General features: G+C 44.4%; 14 protein-coding genes and 1 pseudogene. 1 reads left to right on the forward strand and 14 read right to left on the reverse strand.

All coding sequences use genetic code 11. From position 1 onward, the window contains the following. Window positions 1-160: 160 nt before the first annotated feature. From ACSQ8P_RS23035 to ACSQ8P_RS23060, 6 genes are all read right to left on the reverse strand, one after another. The gene (locus ACSQ8P_RS23035) at window positions 161-793 is read right to left on the reverse strand and encodes an SGNH/GDSL hydrolase family protein (protein WP_436237310.1); all 633 of its coding nucleotides are present in this window, start codon (window positions 791-793) and stop codon (window positions 161-163) included. A gap of 254 nt (window positions 794-1,047) precedes the next feature. After that, a complete protein-coding gene (locus tag ACSQ8P_RS23040; protein ID WP_436237311.1) occupies window positions 1,048-1,218 on the reverse strand; it encodes a Spo0E family sporulation regulatory protein-aspartic acid phosphatase in 171 nt (56 codons plus the stop codon). Window positions 1,219-1,345: 127 nt separating this feature from the next. Beyond that, a complete protein-coding gene (locus ACSQ8P_RS23045) occupies window positions 1,346-2,143 on the reverse strand; it encodes a polysaccharide deacetylase family protein (protein ID WP_436237312.1) in 798 nt (265 codons plus the stop codon). Window positions 2,144-2,216: 73 nt separating this feature from the next. Continuing rightward, window positions 2,217-3,287, reverse strand: coding sequence for a dihydrodipicolinate synthase family protein (locus ACSQ8P_RS23050; RefSeq protein WP_436237313.1), 1,071 nt, complete (start codon window positions 3,285-3,287; stop codon window positions 2,217-2,219). Window positions 3,288-3,289: 2 nt separating this feature from the next. After that, window positions 3,290-4,306: an NAD-dependent epimerase/dehydratase family protein gene (locus tag ACSQ8P_RS23055; protein ID WP_436237314.1), complete on the reverse strand. Its 1,017-nt coding sequence runs from the start codon at window positions 4,304-4,306 to the stop codon at window positions 3,290-3,292. A gap of 161 nt (window positions 4,307-4,467) precedes the next feature. Continuing rightward, on the reverse strand, window positions 4,468-5,820 hold the full coding sequence (locus tag ACSQ8P_RS23060; RefSeq protein ID WP_436237315.1) for a hypothetical protein: 1,353 nt from the start codon (window positions 5,818-5,820) through the stop codon (window positions 4,468-4,470). A 497-nt stretch (window positions 5,821-6,317) separates the two neighbouring features. On the opposite strand from ACSQ8P_RS23060, the gene ACSQ8P_RS23065 reads away from it, so the two are divergent. Further along, window positions 6,318-6,701 (forward strand): helix-turn-helix domain-containing protein, encoded by a 384-nt coding sequence (locus tag ACSQ8P_RS23065; protein ID WP_436237316.1) that lies wholly within the window; start codon window positions 6,318-6,320, stop codon window positions 6,699-6,701. Window positions 6,702-7,031: 330 nt separating this feature from the next. On the opposite strand, the gene ACSQ8P_RS23070 is transcribed toward ACSQ8P_RS23065, so the two are convergent. The 8 genes and pseudogenes from ACSQ8P_RS23070 to ACSQ8P_RS23105 all read right to left on the reverse strand — a co-directional run. After that, on the reverse strand, window positions 7,032-7,943 hold the full coding sequence (locus ACSQ8P_RS23070) for a fumarylacetoacetate hydrolase family protein (protein WP_436237317.1): 912 nt from the start codon (window positions 7,941-7,943) through the stop codon (window positions 7,032-7,034). A gap of 46 nt (window positions 7,944-7,989) precedes the next feature. Beyond that, window positions 7,990-8,763 carry an SDR family NAD(P)-dependent oxidoreductase gene (locus ACSQ8P_RS23075; RefSeq protein ID WP_436237318.1) on the reverse strand — a complete coding sequence of 258 codons (774 nt, stop codon included), beginning with the start codon at window positions 8,761-8,763 and terminating at the stop codon, window positions 7,990-7,992. A gap of 175 nt (window positions 8,764-8,938) precedes the next feature. Continuing rightward, entirely contained in the window at window positions 8,939-9,694 is a 756-nt protein-coding gene (locus ACSQ8P_RS23080; RefSeq protein WP_436237319.1) for an IclR family transcriptional regulator, read from the reverse strand. A 52-nt stretch (window positions 9,695-9,746) separates the two neighbouring features. Beyond that, on the reverse strand, window positions 9,747-10,478 hold the full coding sequence (locus ACSQ8P_RS23085; protein ID WP_436237320.1) for an MOSC domain-containing protein: 732 nt from the start codon (window positions 10,476-10,478) through the stop codon (window positions 9,747-9,749). Window positions 10,479-10,723: 245 nt separating this feature from the next. Next, on the reverse strand, window positions 10,724-13,435 hold the full coding sequence (locus ACSQ8P_RS23090) for a MerR family transcriptional regulator (RefSeq protein ID WP_436237321.1): 2,712 nt from the start codon (window positions 13,433-13,435) through the stop codon (window positions 10,724-10,726). Between the two features lie 177 nt (window positions 13,436-13,612). After that, entirely contained in the window at window positions 13,613-15,901 is a 2,289-nt protein-coding gene (locus ACSQ8P_RS23095) for a chondroitinase-B domain-containing protein (protein WP_436237322.1), read from the reverse strand. Window positions 15,902-16,089: 188 nt separating this feature from the next. Further along, a complete protein-coding gene (locus tag ACSQ8P_RS23100) occupies window positions 16,090-17,103 on the reverse strand; it encodes a glycoside hydrolase family protein (protein WP_436237323.1) in 1,014 nt (337 codons plus the stop codon). Window positions 17,104-17,338: 235 nt separating this feature from the next. Next, a pseudogene (locus ACSQ8P_RS23105) lies at window positions 17,339-18,514 on the reverse strand (right-handed parallel beta-helix repeat-containing protein); the annotation flags it as partial. Between the last annotated feature and the right edge of the window lie 40 nt (window positions 18,515-18,554).

Consider the following 18,554-nt stretch of genomic DNA (forward strand, 5'->3'; position numbering starts at 1 on the left):
TATTCACATACGTTCACGTTTACCTTTAACTATAAGCGTAAACGATTATAGCGAACTAGCTATTATCTTTACCTCTATACGTCAAAAATTGACCTCTTCTCTCCCAAGAAAAAAAGCCTCACGCAACAAGCGGAAGCTTTCTTCACCAAACCATATCAAATTACTCTGCTGCCCCGACTGCCTTCAGCCATGCATTTGCGATTAATGCATGTCCAGCAGGTGATGGATGTACGCCATCCGGTGCCCAGAAAGCGCTGTCAGCTTGTGTTGACGCTTGTGCAAATAACCCATCTAAACATAATAAACGCGCGCCGAACTCTCTCGCTAATTCACGCACAGCGGTAATCTTCGGATCCAAATCTTCTCTCCACAGCTTACGATCTTCCGGCACGGGTAGTACAAAAGGCTCGATAAGAAGAAGCTTCGCTCCTGTGCTAGCCGTTCGATCCAAAAGTTGACGATATCCCTCTTTGAACTGTTCTGTCGAAGTCCCGTCATTGCGATCAAATCTTCGCCATGTATCATTGATGCCAATATAAATCGAAACGAGATTAGGTTTCAAGTCCAAACAATCTTCTTGCCACCGCCCCTGAAGATCAGGCACACGATTGCCAGATATCCCGCGGTTTAAGAATTTAACTTGTTTCTCTGGATATTTCGCTGAAAATTGAGCAGCTGTCATAAGTGCGTAGCCTCTGCCTAAATCATTGCCATTGTCACGAATGCGTCCAGCATCCGTAATACTATCCCCTTGAAATAGTACAATATCTCCTTGCTCCAACCATACTGCCATTCGAACGAACCCTCCTTTGATTTACCACGCCTGTTTCTTCTTACATACAAATAATTTCCTCACAAATTATACCATGTACTAGGGTTCGAGTGTACAACTAATATCGACAAAATGAGCGATCACCAATTTACTTGCATGCGTTTAAATGATGACAAAATTGGACAGGGAGCATTGCTCGAGGATGTCATGTCTAAGATCTTAAAAACAAAAAAAACCGAGATGCACACCCGCAAGTGTGAACTCGGTCAACCTACTTATGCGATGGTTCGGAGAAAAAGAAACTGATAATAGGTATTCAACAGTTCATCCAGCTCGATAGAAAGTTTCAATACCGTTTCAGACAATAGGCCGTATGTTTGACTAGCAAGATTCAGTTCATTGCGTAATGCCTCAATCTTCTCTTCCAACTCATATCGATGTCCCATATTGATCCCTCCGATTTTGAAATTCCTATTGTGGATAACTCACATGTTTTGTTACCTTTATCATAATTGAATATTGTTAAGAAACTATTAGCAAATTATACAAATTTACGAAATTTTCAGATAATTTCTAAATTTTGACCAATTGCCCTGCTGGAATTTCCAATATTTCTCCTTCAACGCTGAGCCACACTGTAGTGGCCGAAGGATTATGGATGATCTGACAATTGGCAGAGAACCGCAGGTTGTCAAGCGCTTTCATATAGGCCACAATTTCAGCGTTCGTTGCAAACCAAATGTCGGATCGGCCCTTTACTTTCTCACCAAACTGCTCAATGATCTCCCAGTTGTTATCGTTCTCAAACTCATAACTGTGTCCCCACACATAGAATAGCGCCATGCGTGAAAATCTTTGTTCTAATTGTACGAACGAATCCGCAAGCTCGAGCATGTTCTTATGATGACAAGATGGGTGCCATTGCAAGAAATCTTTGGGCATTTGAAAACCGCCATGGCTAGCAACTGTCCTCGCATACTCAATACCTAATGTAGGAAGCGCCTGAATGACTTGATCAGAGTAAGATCCAAAGGGGTAGCTCATACCACGCACAGGATAGCCAACTAACGATTCTAACGTTTCGCGATCTTGTGAAATTTCGCGAACAATTTGATCCATCGGCGATTGCTCCAAAAAAGGATGATCAATGGTATGAGCAGATACCTCATGACCTTCGAATAAGGATGCGACTTCGGATGCCTCAATGTAGCCTTCTTTCCCCAAGAAACTACTGTTCAAATGAAACGTTCCTTTAAGCCCGTAGTCATTCATTATACGCACAAGCCTGCGATCATGCACCTTGCCATCATCGTAACTTAGCGTTAAAGCTTTGGTGACACCTTGTGGAAACCGATCTAATCGAATGCGCATAGAAATCCCCCCAGAATATGACTATTACATTCTTTCAATGTAACAGAATCTTCTCTAATGGGCTATCATTTCCTTACTCGGCTAACCAATTCGAGAGATTCGATTTCACAAAAGCATCATCATTCAGATGTGGATAGTCACTGTACATGCGGTCGATTTCTTCCGATTGCCCTGGGGACAATTCTTCATGCGGATTCAAACACCAAGTTCCCTTCATCAACCCTTGTCGACGAAGCACTTCATGAATACCCGGTATACACCCAGCGAAGCCATTGGCGGGATCGAAGAATGCGGCATTCGCTTCGGTTACTTCAATATTACGGGAAAGCCATTCCGACGCTAGTGTAGGGTTCATTCTCACCTTTTTCACTTCATCTAACAGTTCCACTGCCTTCCGCGTCCAGACTGCCCAATGTCCAAGTAAACCGCCAACAATTCTTTTCTCTATGTTCTTACCCTCGACTTGGAATTTATAAACAGTTAGAAGATCATTAATAATGTTATCATCATTCCCTGTGTACAGAGCAATCTCATCGCGGCGCTCCGAATAGCAGACGGCACGCACGACATCAATCGTTTGATAGCGATTGAATGGGGCCATTTTGATGGCGATAATGCCAGGAATGTTCGCGAATTGCTTCCAGAAATCGAAGCTGTACACCTTACCGCCAACCGATGGCTGAAGATAAAAGCCAATGACTGGCATTTTCTCGGCAATCCGTGCCGTCCGCTCCAGAATTTGCGCTTCTGTCCAGCCGCTCAAGCCCCCCATAGATAATAAGGCAGCATCATAGCCTAGGGAGATTGCAATATCTGTCTCTTGCTCCGCTTGTTCGGTAGGACCACAAATCCCGGCAACCTTGATAAATGGTCGTGTGAGCCCTGCACGGTCCACTTCTTCAGAAGCCATTCGCAGCACTTTCTCATACAAATTGTATTTCGGATCGCGGATTTCAAACTGTGTGGAATGTACACCAACTGCAATACCACCTGAACCCGAAGCCATATAGTAACGAGTCAAAGCCCGTTGACTTTGCTCATCCAGTTGACGATCTGCGGTTAAGGCAAGTGGATGTGCAGGAATAACCAACCCATCATGCAACGCGATTCGTTGCTCTTTACTTAATTCCCTACGTTGCGTCATAGTTAGAATTTCCCCTCTCGCTCTTGAAAATGAGTAGGTTTATTAATCATACTGCCACCATGCTCGATCCACTCCGCTACCCAATCCAACATTTGTAGAAGTGAAACTCGCGGGTATCCAAATAACTGCATGCTCTTCGCCGCGTTACTAAGTAACGCTGTTTCCGACTCTTGACCTTTGAAAATCGGCTCAATGCCAAGCCTTTGCCCAAGCTGCTGTGCTGCATATTTAACAGATACTGTCTCTGGTCCTGTCACATTCAGGAAATTAGCTGGACTTTGCGTGGCCAACAGGGAGCGGATCGCAATTTCATTCGCATCCCCTTGCCATATACAATTGAAATGCCCCATGGAAAGATCGATAGCGCGACCTTCCTTCAAGGATTTAGCAATTTCCAACAGAACACCATAACGCAAGTCAATGGCATAATTCAACCGATAGATCAAGACTGGCGTTCCATTCTTGTGACTATAATGCTCGAACATCCGCTCGCGGCCTAGACAGGACTGACCGTATTCCCCGATTGGAGCTGGACTAATGGCTTCGTGAGCCCCGCCATACGTTACCGGTGTGAACGGATACACATTGCCAGTTGAGAATACGACGATACGGGATTTACTAAATTTCTCAGCAACTCGACCTGGCAGGTAGGCATTCATCACCCAAGTAAAATGCTCCTTACCCGTTGTTCCGAATTTGGTTCCAGCCATGTAAATCACATTTGGAACATCTGGCAATGAATGAAGAGCTTCATCATTTAATAGGTCGCAGGCAATCGTTTCTACCCCGAAGGATTGTAGTTCTTCCTGCAAACCACTTTCGGAGAATCTCGAAACGCCATACACCTTTTTATCCACACCTGCTGCCCGGATGGCATTCATCGCTAGTCTAGCTAAACTCGGTCCCATTTTCCCACCGACACCAAGCAGCATAATATCTCCCTCTAATTCCTGCATAAACTGGATTAGGGCAGGTGAAGGTGTTGACATGACTTTATCCAAATCTTCTAATGTTCTCATTCTCGCAATCTCCTCACATCATGATCTATATTTACGCTTCCTGACTGTAGTATACGGACTCACAAACATAAAAGACAAATCTTTATATTGTCTTTAAATGAAAAAGAAAAAACCGTTCCTTGCGGCTGAAGCCAACATTGGAACGGTTCATTTTCTCCGGCTTAGACTCTGCTGGGATCAGCAGCTAAATTCTCTAGAAAGTGAAGTCGGAACGTTTGTTTCGGTCTCCCTTTCGGCACCTTGACATAGCCAACACTCGAAATCAAGTTGTGATCCATCCATTGCAGCAGGAGCCGATGTGTACTTCTGACTGTTACCCCAAGGATACTCGCTAACTCGTGCACTTCGTAATCTAGCTTGCTCGTTCGTGCCACTGTCGTCATAAGGCGACTCAAATACGTCGATGTCATCCCAGCATCTTCTGCACTCTTTAGCAGCTCAGGATCTGTCATCGACAAATCCCTGCTAAGTGGGTCAGCCATCTCCAGTGGGCCAATTAATGTCTTGTCCTCCCGCACAATGAAGCAGGTATTGCCTCCGGCTTCTTTGCATCTGCGCAGTGCAAGGCGAGCATGCGTACCCGCTTCATTCGCACTGCGACCGAAGCCGATCCCCATACTAAGAGACAGCCCCAGTGATTTCCAAACTTCCCGAGCGAGTGGGACCGATTTATAGCCAACCGTCTCGCGTTCGAAAATCCCCCGAGTCGTAAAAAACAAATACTCATCAGCGCCAAGATGTGTTAAATACCCATCCAAAGACTCCACATAGTCGATCAGTTTTCTGTGAACTTCCAGCTTGAAGCGCTGAATATCATGCTCTGTACTTTGCTGCTGCAGTTTTTTGCCGAATTCGTCCACATTGATCATGCCTACTAGGATTTGCGCTTCTTTACTACGACGAGTTTCCGTGGAGAGAAGGGCACGTTCCAATGCCACCGTAATGTTCTGATCGGTCGGTGTAATCCATTCACAGGGAATACCCTGCTTATTAAGAGCGTCAGCGACCTGAATATCTGTGGTCATCGCTGCTCTCGTCGCCCCCCTGCGGAACGCTTCCACGTGGAATTGCATCATCGTCTCCACTTGCGGGTATGGCACACCATCATAGATTAGGAAGCTAGCAGGCGTTTCACCAATCTCTTTGACATGCCTGCTTAACGTAGAGGATGTAAAAGAATCAATACTAAATATGCTATCTATCGCATGAAGCTGCGGCTTACTGCGCAACCGATATAAAGCACTAAATAGCCCGGTGTCGGTCAACGGGATCATATGCACTGGTAAATGTGTAAGAACGTGCTCTTTGACTCGTCGATAGAGTGTCGGTCCAGTTACTAGCAGCACTTCAACTTCTTGGAGCAGCTGTTCAGCCATCTCAGACGCCGTTTCTGCCGAACATGTGCGCGCGATTGGCTCGAAGGAGGGGAAGGACGTCGCAATCACACTCAAGACTTTATTCACCAGAGCCTCTGGCCCTAATATCCCAATGGCAATTCGATTCGGAATATCCATGTGTGACGGCTCCTTTGCATCATCAATATGATCAAGTATACCCCTGTTGACGAATAAAAGACAAATCGTTATTCTGTCTTTAAATCGGAATATGTTGAAATAATCGACTTACACGCTTCAATTGGCCTTACCTTGCATCTGTTAATCGATTTGAGCGAGTTATCCGATTTTTTCGACATGCTCAGTTTGAATTAGCTCCACGGTACCGATTAGCCAGAAATTGCCGAATTATTCTCACTGTCCTCATCATAAAACTAATTTAATACTAATTAGCCCAACTAATTCGACCCAAACAACCCTCACACGAGGAAAATCGGTAATTAGTTCGGCAGAATCGGACTATGGGTCCTTTTAGGACAGAAACCCTCGATAAAGTTCGATAATATCGGACTAACGCAAAAAGCCCGGTCGTGAAAAACACCGGCCGAGCTTCATATATTGCGTAAGTATTTTCAGGCGATCAGGACACGATAAACCTCCACTCCCTGATTGAGGTGATGTACGCGGAGTACCAATCGAAAGCTTTCGGTTTCAAACTTGCTGTAACGTCCTCGATATTTAAGTTGATTCGATGGTTGTTACGCTATCAGCGAACACGCCTTTCCCCTACATGTACCGAAGATTCCGGTGAAGATACGAAGAAGATGGCCGCATTTCGCCAGCTCCTAGTCACGATTAATGAAGATAGCGCTCTAACAATTACAGCAGAAGAAGCAGCCAAGCTGTGTCTGATGAGCTATAGTGGATTCGCGAGCTTTTTTAAAGGCGTCATGCATACCTCATTTTCCCAATATGTCCTGTTTATCAAAATACGAAGAGCCGAGCAATTACTGCTCGACCCGAAGAAAAGTATCACGCAAACGGTTGCAAGTTACTTATGAAGCGAATGGTATGTTTGAGAACGCTTTTATCTCGCTTCCCACTGGAAAATTACAGTATAATCTCGTTTTTCACCTCGAAAAATCAACTTTGATTGGATAAATTCACTGATGTATCGGAATTAAGCTTAAATAGTCCGATTTCCGGAGCATCTACTGGATAAATCCAATGAATCAGCCATTTCATCTCCCGAATTTAGAATAACACTGTATAAATCCAATGAGGAGGTTGGGTTCGGGCTTGGGGTCTTAATGACAACAATGAATAAGAACGAAAAAAGACAACCCGCAGGCTGTCTCTTTCTCTCACTATAATGCGATCTACGAAATCAGCTATACGTGCTCATCCACCATACGATTCGTCAACGCACCTAATTTTTCAATTTCAATCGTAACCACATCGCCATGCTTCAAATAAACACGTTGATCTACAGGCTTACCGAGCACAACCCCTTCAGGCGTTCCTGTCAAAATAATATCACCAGGCGACAACGTCATATGCTGGGAAATATAGCTGACGATTTCATCACAGTGGAAAATCATATCCGATGTATGAGAATTCTGTCTCGTCTCACCATTCACCGTGCAAGTAATAGTCAACTGATTCGGATCACCGACTTCATCAGCCGTTACCAAATACGGACCAAGCGGACTGAATTTGTCGCAGGATTTCCCCAACAGCCATTGTTGTGTACGCATTTGCAGATCACGCGCAGATAAATCATTCACATTGCAATATCCAAATACATGGCTTAATGCCTGCTCCTTGGACACATATTTCGCCTGTTTTCCAATGACGATTACAAGCTCAGCTTCATAGTCAACCTGACTCGTGACACGATTCGGAAGCGGAATATCATCGCCAGGTGAGGCAATCGTATTATTGAACTTGTTAAACAAAATTGGATACTGCGGAATTGCGGCATTCGTTTCTTCGGCGTGCTTGCGATAGTTCAAGCCAACGCAGATGATTTTACCCGGATTGGTGACACACGGACCGTAGTTCACTTGCGATTCATCCAGAAGGTATGGATTTCCCTCGCCTGCTGCCCCTTCAAGAACTCTTGCAATATAACGTTCAAGCTGAGGAATTACAGCTTCAGAGTTCGCAATGACGGACATGACATCCGTTGGAATCCCTTCCTCCGGGAACGCTTTCAATGCCTCTGTTATATCAAATACATTGTTGTCTAACTTCACACCAAGATGATTACTACCGGAATGATCAATTGTGACTAGTTTCAAAGTTAACATCCTCTCTTTTCGAATAATTGGAAATTGGGTCCTTTATTTACGCATTCTTACCGAACACAACGCCACCATCAACATACAAGGGAGAGCCCATCATGAATTTGGAATCATCGGATGCTAGGAATAAGGCAGCTTGCGCTACATCTTCTGGCGTTCCGAGTTCATTGCTAAGTTGTCTACTTTTCAGAGCGGCAATGGCAGCCTCAGGATCATCATAAGAGGTTTTCAAATAATTCTCAACAAAAGGTGTTAAAATCGTGCCAGGCAACAGGGCATTCACCCGAATTTGGTAGGGAGCATAATCGACCTGCATGGATTTCGTCAATGCCAGCACAGCACCTTTGGTAGCTGCATAGGATGCGCGTCTCGCTAATCCAATCTCTGCAATACAGGAGGACATGTTGATAATGGACCCATTGCGTCTCTCCATCATATGGGGGATGACATATTTGGACGGCAGGAATACTCCGCGAATATTGACACGAATGACGCGATCCCATTGCTCCGGTTCTAACTCATGCAGAGCACCAACACCGCTTATTCCCGCATTATTAAAAAGTACATCAATTCGTCCACATGCTTCGATTGCTCGGTCTACCATTGTTTTGACCGAATCAGGATCCGTCACATCAGCTTGCAGGAAGAGCGCCTCTCCACCGTTAGCTCGAATTTCGGAAGCAGTTTCCTCACCTTTGACCGCATCCAAATCATTGACGATCACATGTGCTCCTTCTTGGGCAAAAAGAAGCGCTGTGCTTCGCCCGATGCCTGATCCAGCACCTGTAATCAGGATTACTTTATGTTGTAATCTCATTTGGTTTCACCTCGTAGTTTATTATAATAAACTTAGTTTTATAAATAATATAAACTAAGTCTATCATCCGATATCAATTGCGTCAACGCAAAATAAACCAGATACAACCCGATGCCCGGATGTTAACTGGTTTATACCATTATGCAATTAGTAAAATCTGAACTTCATCTTGTAGCTACAGCGGCACAGTTGCCGATAACGCATGTGCGAGGAGCTGAATCTCTTCCTTCGCCAGATCTTGTTTATGGGTCCATTGATGAACTGGCATCGAGCAACTAACCGCCGCTATCCACTTCCCGCTCCGATCGACAATCGGCATGGCCAAACAGCAGAAGCCGAGCACGATTTCTTCTTGATCCACAGCGTAGCCTTGCTTTCTTACGATTCGAAGCTGTTCCAGCAGTTCTTCTCCGCTTCGAACTGTATTGGGAGTAAAAGCTTGATAGCTGCCTTCTTCGTACAAGGCGAGTACCTGCGAATCCTCCAAAGCAGACAGCAATACCTTCCCCATGGCCGTCGCGTATGCAAGCAAACGCATGCCAGGCTCAGAGATGAGACGAACTTGCGCTGGCGCTTCTTTTTTGGCCAAATACACGAGCTCACCTTTCTCTAATCTAGCCAACTGAAAGGTTTCGCCGAGTCGCTCCACGGAACGAGCAACTTTCTCCTCAAATAACTTCACTAGCGACATGCCAGCAAAATAGGCGTTGCCAATGACACCGAAAAAGGAGCCGAGCACATAGGTATCCCCTTTTTCTCTGACGACCCAATTCAACGTCTCCATCGTATGTAAAAGCGAAAACATCGTGCTCTTATTAATCCCCGTTGCACCGCTTAAATCCATCAACCTAAGTTTAGAAGGCTGATCCGCTACTAACTGAAGAACATCTTGTGCTCTTTCCAGTGCTGGAACCCAATATTTTCTTTCCATGCGTATACCTCACTTAACTGGACTGTCCATAACCGTTCCAACTGATGCTGAATTACAGTAACTTGACCGAATCACCTAATCGAATTTGACCAGTTTTAACGACAGAAGCATAGACACCAAACTGCAGGTTAAAGCCTTCGTTTACTTTTTTGAGTAGTGAAGAATCCTTCTCCTGCGTATCGGGGTCGATCGTAATCATCGCACATCGCTCACAGTAGCTGTCTACCTGCAATTGTACTTCGCCTATAGCAATCTGTCGACCTATCCACTCCGCTTCGGTGCATTTATCGCCATCTAACGCGACCACGAAATTGCCACGGAATCTACGTTGATCCAAGTCCTTGCCGTGCAGGCTCTCGAGTTTTCTTAAGCTAGAATCTGTAATAAGAAGAATGCTGGCACCATCAACGGAAAGCAGCTGTGGATGCTCCGGGTGCGCCTCCATTAATCGTGACATTGTAAGGGGAGTCTTCGTTTGACTTTGCATTTCTTTCAATAGTTCCTTATCCCATCCGAATATTCGCCCATCAGCAGCTGTTATACGGATATCCCCATCATGATAACTTGCTTGATAGGTTAACATATTAGGCATATTTCGTCCCGTAAAATATCGCCACCAGCCCGATTTGGATTCATCATAAAAGGTCCCAAACCGATCCCCTAGCATCCCATAGGCTTCAATCTGGCAAGATGTCAATCGCTCACCTGCGAATGACTTAATCGGGTATCTATTGATTTCACTTATTTTACCAATGGTCACTTGCACAGGTAGTTCCTCCATCATTTTTATATTCTACCACGCAATCATTTTACCATTTCGCACTCTACAGGGCTAGGCGAAATGATCTTCTACTAGTTCTACTTTAGCGTAAATGGTCAAAGATGCTCAAGTACACTTATTTTCGGGAATAATGGCTGAACATAAATAAATTTGTGCGAAAGTGCATCCTTTTGGCTCAAATATGCAGTTAGCGTCTGCATGTGAAAGAACGCCACACAGTTCGTGTGGCGTTTCGTTGCCTTCAGCACTTAAATACCTAAAAATTTGGCAAGCTTATCAAGCAAACGTTGTTGGGAAGACAATTGTATCGATATATTGTCGAATCGATTGTTTTGTAATTCTTCATTTGAAACAACTTGCTTGTTAACTGCTTCATCTATTAGATCATTTAATTTCTGAGTATTGATCGCGTAATTATTACGCATTTCTTGCTCTAATTCTGTGATACTTTCCTTATGCTGCTTTCGCAATTCATAGGTAACTGCATGCATTTCATTCCTGAGATTTTGCTCCAAAACTTCTGTAATCTTGGGTGGAATGGTATGGAGTTCTTGCTCCATCTTCGAGATACTTTCATGAAGTTGGTTCTTTAACTCACTTGTCGTTGCCTGCATTTCACCCCTGAGACTTTGCTCCAGGGCTTCTGTCATTTTGGGCTGAACGGCACTAAGCTCTTGGAGCTCTTGTTCCAACTTCGAGACACTTTCATGAAGTTGCTTTTGTAACTCACTTGTCGAAGCAAGCATTTCACCCTTGAGATTTTGTTCCAGAGCTTCTGTTATCTTGGGCTGAGAGGTACTGAGCTCTTGGAGCTCTTGTTCCAACTTCGAGACACTTTCATGAAGTTGCTTTTGTAACTCACTTGTCGAAGCAAGCATTTCACCCTTGAGATTTTGTTCCAGAGCTTCTGTTATCTTGGGCTGAGAGGTACTGAGCTCTTGGAGCTCTTGTTCCAACTTCGAGACACTTTCATGAAGTTGCTTTTGTAACTCACTTGTCGAAGTAAGGATTTCACCCTTGAGATTTTGTTCCAGAGCTTCTGTCATTTTGGGCTGAACAACACTGAGCTCTTGGAGGTCTTGTTCCAACTTCGAGACACTTTCATGAAGTTGCTTTTGTAACTCACTTGTCGAAGCAAGCATTTCACCTTTGAGATTTTGCTTCAGAGCTTCTGTCATCTTGGACTGAACGGTACTAAGCTCCTCGAGCTCTTGTTCCAACTTCGAGACATTTTCATAAAGTTGCTTGTGCAACTCACTTGTCGAAGTAAGGATTTCACCCTTTAGATTTTGTTCCAGAGCTTCTGTTATCTTGGGCTGAGAGGTACTGAGCTCTTGGAGCTCTTGTTCCAACTTCGAGACATTTTCATGAAGTTGCTTTTGTAACTCACTTGTCGAAGTAAGGATTTCACCTCTGAGGTTTTGCTTCAGAGCTTCTGTCATCTTGGACTGAACGGTACTAAGCTCCTCGAGCTCTTGTTCCAACTTTGAGACATTTTCATGAAGTTGCTTATGCAACTCACTTGTCGAAGTAAGGATTTCGCCTCTGAGATTTTGCTTCAGAGCTTCTGTCATCTTGGACTGAATGGTACTAAGCTCCTCAAGCTCTTGTTCCAACTTCGAGACATTTTCATGAAGTTGCTTATGCAACTCACTTGTCGAAGTAAGGATTTCACCTCTGAGATTTTGCTTCAGAGCTTCTGACATCTTGGACTGAACGGTACTAAGCTCCTCGAGCTCTTGTTCCAACTTCGAGACACTTTCATGAAGTTGCTTGTGCAGCTCACTTGTCGAAGCAAGCATTTCTCCCCTTAGACTTTGTTCCAGAGCTTCTGTCATCTTGGGCTGAACGCTACTGAGCTCCTGGAGCTCTTGTTTCAACTTCGAGACACTTTCATGAAGTTGCTTTTGCAACTCACTTGTCGAAGCAAGCATTTCACCCCTGAGATTTTGCTCCAGAGCTTCAGTCATCTTGGGCTGAAAGGTAGAGACATCCTGGATTTCTCCTTCTAATTTCGTGTATTTTTCAAGTTGCTGTTCTTGCTGCTCCTGCAGCTTCTGCAGCTCTTTTGTCGCTGTAAGCATGCCAGATTTGAGATCGTGCTCCAGAGTTTCTAACTGCTTAGGTTGAACGCTATAGAGCACATGCTGCAATTCATTAACCTGATCAGAAACACTCTTATATTGTATGTTTAATACATCAACATTAGCCGCAACTTCGCTGCTGTCATCTTGTTCAATCACCTCAGCAACTTTGTAAGTAAAAATCTTGATGATATTACGCAGTTCTGCTACTTCATCGGAAATGCCATTAAATTGAAGATTTAATGAGTCAGCCATGTTTGTAAACCGGTCATCTTGATTAGCATCCTTCGTAACTTCGATCATCTTTTCCATAAATGTAAGAACAATATTTCGAAGCTCCGCGACTTCATTCGAAAGCTCATCGAACAGAACGTTGACGTAATTTTTAGTTGGCGCTACTTGTCTACCACTTGAAATTGAAGATATACCAACCATTGGACTATCATCTACTTGTTCGTTTGTACGCCTCGGCGTTTTATTGGCATCTATTTTTTGCGTTAAAATCTGTATCAAGTTACGTAATTCCAAGATTTCATTGCTTACAAGCGAATTCGCTTTTTGTTCTACAAGTGGCAAGTTCAATTCCGAAACACTCGCAGGTGAAGGAGAGACAAGGTTCTCTTCACCATTAGACGTACGAATTCCTTTCTGGCTCATTTCCTGTAATTGTTCGTTTATCATCTTAAGTGACTTATTCGCTTCTCTCATTTTTGCAATCACTCGAAAGACCTCGAGAGCTTCTTCCGTATATCTCAAGCTTCCTCCAACAGTGGTGGTCGGAAGAAATTCAGCAAATTGTTTGGACCATTCCACGACAGTCGCTTGCGTTTTTCTAATAGAACGTGCGATCTCATTGACCTTATATGTCCTTTTCATTTGTTAACGATCATATCCTTTCTTCTTATATCCCGTAGGCTTAGGCATCTATAACATGTTATTCATGACCCTATACAAATGACAATAAATGCGTGAAATAGTTAGCATCGCAAAGAGGCTGCCCCCATAGGGACAGCCTCGAAATAAAAAATAGAATTATTTTACAAAACGCCTTACTTATGGCGCATTGGGTCCAACCTCTGTTACGACCAGTGGATGTTTCCCAAAGGATGTGCTTGTAGACCGTTCGTCTGCTCCAATGTCAGTAGTGGAACGTGCTTCCCCATCCATATCCTCTGTCACATACGCATAACTCCCTACTGCAGCGTTTATCGCCGGACTAGTTGAAGACAACTTTTGCACCCCATTTACCGTTGTGAACAACGGATTTGTTCCCCAAATTTGGGCTGCGGTTCTCGAACCATTATTGCTTACTGTGCTGCCGTATCCTATGTTCCCCTCGAATACCGTGTTGGTGGTCCCAACTTCATTATACAAGGTACCCGTGGTATTTCTGACGATATTATTAGCCACTCTACTGTCTTGAGGCGCATATGTTTTAGTAGAACCAACAATAATTCCCGTCGTACTATTTACAATCGTATTGTTGACGACTTGCGCTCGGTAAATTTTCCATTGTTCTTTCAAGTCATCCGCTGATGGATTTGAAGGATATCCACCCGTACCACCATCATAGCTGCCGTTATCAAGAATAATAGCGTTAGCCGTCAGATTCTCCATGTAATTGTTGTAGATCTTATGATCGTTGCCATAAATGCGGATTCCTGCTTGTTCCGATTCTACGCCATCACCTAGGAAATAATTTCCATAAAAGGAGTTGTTATGCCCATGTCTTGAGGTGAGTCCACCCTTGGATGTCTTGAAGGTATTATAGCGAACCGTATTATTACTGCTTTTCACTGAAACGATTTCTGGTTCGCCATCGCAGTTCTCAAACAGATTGTACTGGATCGTATTATACCCATTGGACAAGGAGATTCCTGATAAACCAAGTCGTATCGTTTCTTTGCCATTGGCGACCCATGGACCTACATCATGGAAATAATTATATTCAATGACGTCATACTGAGAAATGTTTCCGTTACCGTCACCTTGATAGGCAATAAGCGGATCTGTGTCACTCTTCGGACCAAAGTCGTTATGGTCAATTCGATTGTGATGACTATTGACGCCACTTACCTGCAGCCAGATGAGGGTTCCGCCTGTTGCTTGTAGAGCGAATAGATTTCTGGTCACACGAATGTTATTGGAACCATCTAAAAGAAGGGCTGTATTACCTAAATTTGTGAATTTCAATCCCTCAATAACGACATTAGACGAATTTTGAATTTGAAGTGAGGCACCGCCAGAAATGATTGCCTGACCTGAATTAGCTGCCTTGATCGTGATTGGGCTGCTCGCAGTACCATTTTTGTTACTCAAGACAAAAGGTCCTGTTTGCGAGTAAGTCCCATTGGCTAGCACGATCGTCGTTCCTGCGCTTGCATTGCTTAAGGCGGTTGTTAACTGTGCGGATGTGGAAACAGAAACACCCGGAATCACTGGGACATCACCATAAATTTCTACCTCGGTATAACTGTTCCATAAGTTAACGGAGTTGCCGTGCCCAACAATTCGCACATAACGGGCTGACGCTACATCTGGGAAGTCGAACGTTTGTAAACTTGTATTTAAACTACTCGTCACGTTGGCCTGAACCGTCGTGAAATTTACATTATCCGTGGATGTTTGAATATCGAACGTGGAGGTTCTCGTATCTCCGCTTATAAAAGCGACTTTGATAAAGGCAACCCTGACGTTCGAGCCTAAATCATACTTAATCCATTGTCCGTTGCCGCTAGCAGACCAGCGAGTGGTTAAGTTGCCATCCACTGTGTTTGCAGGCACATTGCCATCATCCGCACTTGCAGTTACGGAAGCTCCAGCGATAGAGAACTTCGCGTCTGCGGAAGCGCTTGCAGAAGTGTCGCCGTAAATTTCTACCTCCGTATAACTATTCCATAAGTTCACAGAGTTGCCATGTCCGACAATCCGCACATAACGAGCTGGGTCTACGTCGGGAAAATCAAAGGTCTGCAGGCTTGTATTTAAGCTGCTCGTCACGTTAGCCTGAACCGTTGTAAAAGTAATATTGTCTGTAGACGTTTGAATATCAAAATTCGAGGTTCTCGTATCCCCACTAATAAAAGCGATTTTAATGAAAGATACTTTTTTCACGGAGCCCAGATCATATTTAATCCACTGCCCATCTCCGCTAGCAGACCAACGTGTCGTTAAGCTTCCATCCACTGTATTGGCCGGCACGTTCCCATCATCGCTACTTGCCGTCACCCCAGATGCCGCGACCGTGAATTTCGCGTCTGCCGCATAACCAGCGAAAGGAATCATGGTAAGAAACAAACTAATTAATAGCATAACAATACCTACTTTTTTACTTTTCCCCATAAATACATCCTCCCTAGATTTTGATTTCCATTTTGAAACAATTAATCATCCTCTCTAAACTTTGAACTCCTTCCATTCGTATTGAGCGCTTGCACTCTCCTCCAATCTAATACAAATCCCGGAAAATAAGCATCATCACAATCGTGAATTCATCTTCAAAATCGAAACTATATCCCCTCATTACGTTGTTATTCATTAATGGCTATCGGAATTACCATATTCCAAGTCTGTGAGGCATCATGGAAGCCCTTGGTACCATCCGATGTAGCTGCAAATAGATGCGTCGGTTTGCCCTCCTGAAAGAATAGAAAAGGTCGTTCCAAATTGCCCATTGTTCGTGTGACCCCGTTATCCCAACTCACGTTTCTGGAATAGGCGAGTGTTGGATGAATATGCCACTTCAAGCCATCCGTCGAAGACGCGTGTACACCACCATACTTTTCACCACACAAATTCCCGTCCATATCTTTAGCAATCATTTCATAACCGTCCTCTGTTCGCCAAATGAAAGGGTCTTCCAAATGAACGTCAGGCGGAAATAGCGGATTTTCACTCATCACCTGATAAGGGCCCTCGTAATGTGACGCACGCGCAACACCAAACGTCATTTTCCCATGCTCGTGCCCTTCATATTGTCTAGCTTTATAAATCAATAACACAGAACCGTCTTCCTCTACACAGGGTGCAGGATTGGACGTTAAGAAGCTGTCGAATTTCCCTGGCCTTGTAGATAAAATAGGAACATCCCGTCTCACCCACGGTCCATCTATGCTGTTCGATACCGCTAATCCAATGCGCTTGTTCGCTCGAGCTACGATACATCGTGGATCTTGGAGACCATATCCATCTCCAGCAATTGGATCAGAAAAGGGATGCGTTGACCCCATATAAAACAATAAATACTTGTCTTTATGCTTAACAATATGCGGATTATGAGTACTGCGACCGTCCCAATATTCGGCACCTCGTGCAGGCAGAACTACCTCTTGAAATGAATAGGGCCCTTCGGGCTGATCAGCAACAGCACGAACAATCTCCGACTGGACAAGCCAACCTGGATGCATTGGAAGTGACTTCGGCCACCTCGAGGCAAACATGTGGAATTTGCCATCTTCGCCTTTAACGGCGGATCCGCACCAGACCCAATAGTCATCCATTTGGAAGCCTCCGTTCACAGGTGCAGGCAGAAATTTGTGAAGCATAGCACCACTCTCCTTCTTTTGATCAAGATACGTTCGACTTGATGATACTTCCCTTGTTCCCCATTGTCATTGTCCATATTTACACCACTATGTCTTTTTTTATGATGGGGAACTGCTTATTGCACAAAGAACCGTCTAGGTCATCAATCCACCCAGACGGTTCTTGTTCATGAATTTCGCTTCTAATTCTGTAAGCCCCTAACCATTTCAGCAATTTAACTGCTGTTGTTTCAGATTAATTCCGGCCAATATTAGTTCCGCTAGGTGTTCCCGCGCCTATCAAATCACTGCCGGTGGCAAGCTTCAAGAAGTTGCCTAAATTCGGAGAACCATCGGCATTCCGTGTGAGCGTTGGCGTTAGACTTACGAAATCTGCATCACTCGCTAGGAGGCCTGCAGCATTGGTACTCTTACCGCTTTTCCACCAAACATTCGAGCTAGCTACATCAGTTCCGCTCGTCTTGTCACTCGAAGTTCCTTTGTAAGACAAGTTATTCGTGAACGTATGTGTGCCGGTGTCAAAAGTAAAATTGCCTTCACCATTACTAAATGATGTATTATTCGTGAGCGAAATGGAACCAGGGTTACTGTTAAACGTAAATCCATGCTTTTTATTGAGATAGGCTACGGAATTGATCACAACATGGTTGACTGCTATTTGTTCCCCGCCTAATTTGTAGCCGTTCCCGTCACTGCTGCTTGTCGAGTTCCCTGATGACGTTTGACCGTTATGATGTGCCACGCTGTTCTTAATCGTGATCGGATCGATCGGACCCGTATCTGATTTGGTATACAAATCCCAACCATCATCCGTGTTGTAAGACGAAATACAACCATCAAAGACATTGCCAGGTCCCGTGGTCAGCTTAGCAGCAAATCCATCCGCATCTTCTCCGTTATCGGGATCGAAATTGTCATGCGAGTACACGTTCACAATGTTATTGTTTGCTGGCCACTCACTACGAGTAGCCGTTGAAGCATATCGACCAAGCTGAACGCCTGTATCCCGATTATCGTGGACATCCAAATTCTCCAGACGATTGTTATTACCTGCTACGTATACACCATTATCAGCGGCTCCCTTAATCTCGAGCCCCTTAATCGTCCAGTAACTGCCATTTACTTGTAATCCTCTTGCATTAAGGGATACATCTGCTACATTATAGCTCTGTGAGGAGAAATCTAAGACAGGCTTCTCTGATCCATAAGGCAGGATTTGCTTAATCGCGCTCGCAGTCCCGTTATTCGTACGATCAATTGTAAGTTGACTGTTGTAGCTATACGTTCCACCACGTAAATATATGACACCGCCGGCAGCTACCTTCGTGAGCGCTGAACTCAATGTCGTTGGGCTTGCCAATGTCCCAGGATTGCTATCTGAACCATTCGGATCCACATAGACCGCGCCCGCCGTTGGAGGAGGCGTAGGTGATGGAGATGGCGACGGAGAA

It is taken from the genome of Paenibacillus sp. LjRoot153 (assembly GCF_964253085.1).
Taxonomy (GTDB): domain Bacteria; phylum Bacillota; class Bacilli; order Paenibacillales; family NBRC-103111; genus Paenibacillus_E.

What these genes read in the sequence shown, in the direction of transcription:
- ACSQ8P_RS23035 (WP_436237310.1), bottom strand. Translation starts at nt 793, where the DNA reads ATGGCAGTATGGTTGGAGCAAGGAGATATTGTACTATTTCAAGGGGAT.
- ACSQ8P_RS23040 (WP_436237311.1), bottom strand. Translation starts at nt 1,218, where the DNA reads ATGGGACATCGATATGAGTTGGAAGAGAAGATTGAGGCATTACGCAAT.
- ACSQ8P_RS23045 (WP_436237312.1), bottom strand. Translation starts at nt 2,143, where the DNA reads ATGCGCATTCGATTAGATCGGTTTCCACAAGGTGTCACCAAAGCTTTA.
- ACSQ8P_RS23050 (WP_436237313.1), bottom strand. Translation starts at nt 3,287, where the DNA reads ATGACGCAACGTAGGGAATTAAGTAAAGAGCAACGAATCGCGTTGCAT.
- ACSQ8P_RS23055 (WP_436237314.1), bottom strand. Translation starts at nt 4,306, where the DNA reads ATGAGAACATTAGAAGATTTGGATAAAGTCATGTCAACACCTTCACCT.
- ACSQ8P_RS23060 (WP_436237315.1), bottom strand. Translation starts at nt 5,820, where the DNA reads ATGGATATTCCGAATCGAATTGCCATTGGGATATTAGGGCCAGAGGCT.
- ACSQ8P_RS23065 (WP_436237316.1), top strand. Translation starts at nt 6,318, where the DNA reads ATGTACGCGGAGTACCAATCGAAAGCTTTCGGTTTCAAACTTGCTGTA.
- ACSQ8P_RS23075 (WP_436237318.1), bottom strand. Translation starts at nt 8,763, where the DNA reads ATGAGATTACAACATAAAGTAATCCTGATTACAGGTGCTGGATCAGGC.
- ACSQ8P_RS23080 (WP_436237319.1), bottom strand. Translation starts at nt 9,694, where the DNA reads ATGGAAAGAAAATATTGGGTTCCAGCACTGGAAAGAGCACAAGATGTT.
- ACSQ8P_RS23085 (WP_436237320.1), bottom strand. Translation starts at nt 10,478, where the DNA reads ATGATGGAGGAACTACCTGTGCAAGTGACCATTGGTAAAATAAGTGAA.
- ACSQ8P_RS23090 (WP_436237321.1), bottom strand. Translation starts at nt 13,435, where the DNA reads ATGAAAAGGACATATAAGGTCAATGAGATCGCACGTTCTATTAGAAAA.
- ACSQ8P_RS23095 (WP_436237322.1), bottom strand. Translation starts at nt 15,901, where the DNA reads ATGGGGAAAAGTAAAAAAGTAGGTATTGTTATGCTATTAATTAGTTTG.
- ACSQ8P_RS23100 (WP_436237323.1), bottom strand. Translation starts at nt 17,103, where the DNA reads ATGCTTCACAAATTTCTGCCTGCACCTGTGAACGGAGGCTTCCAAATG.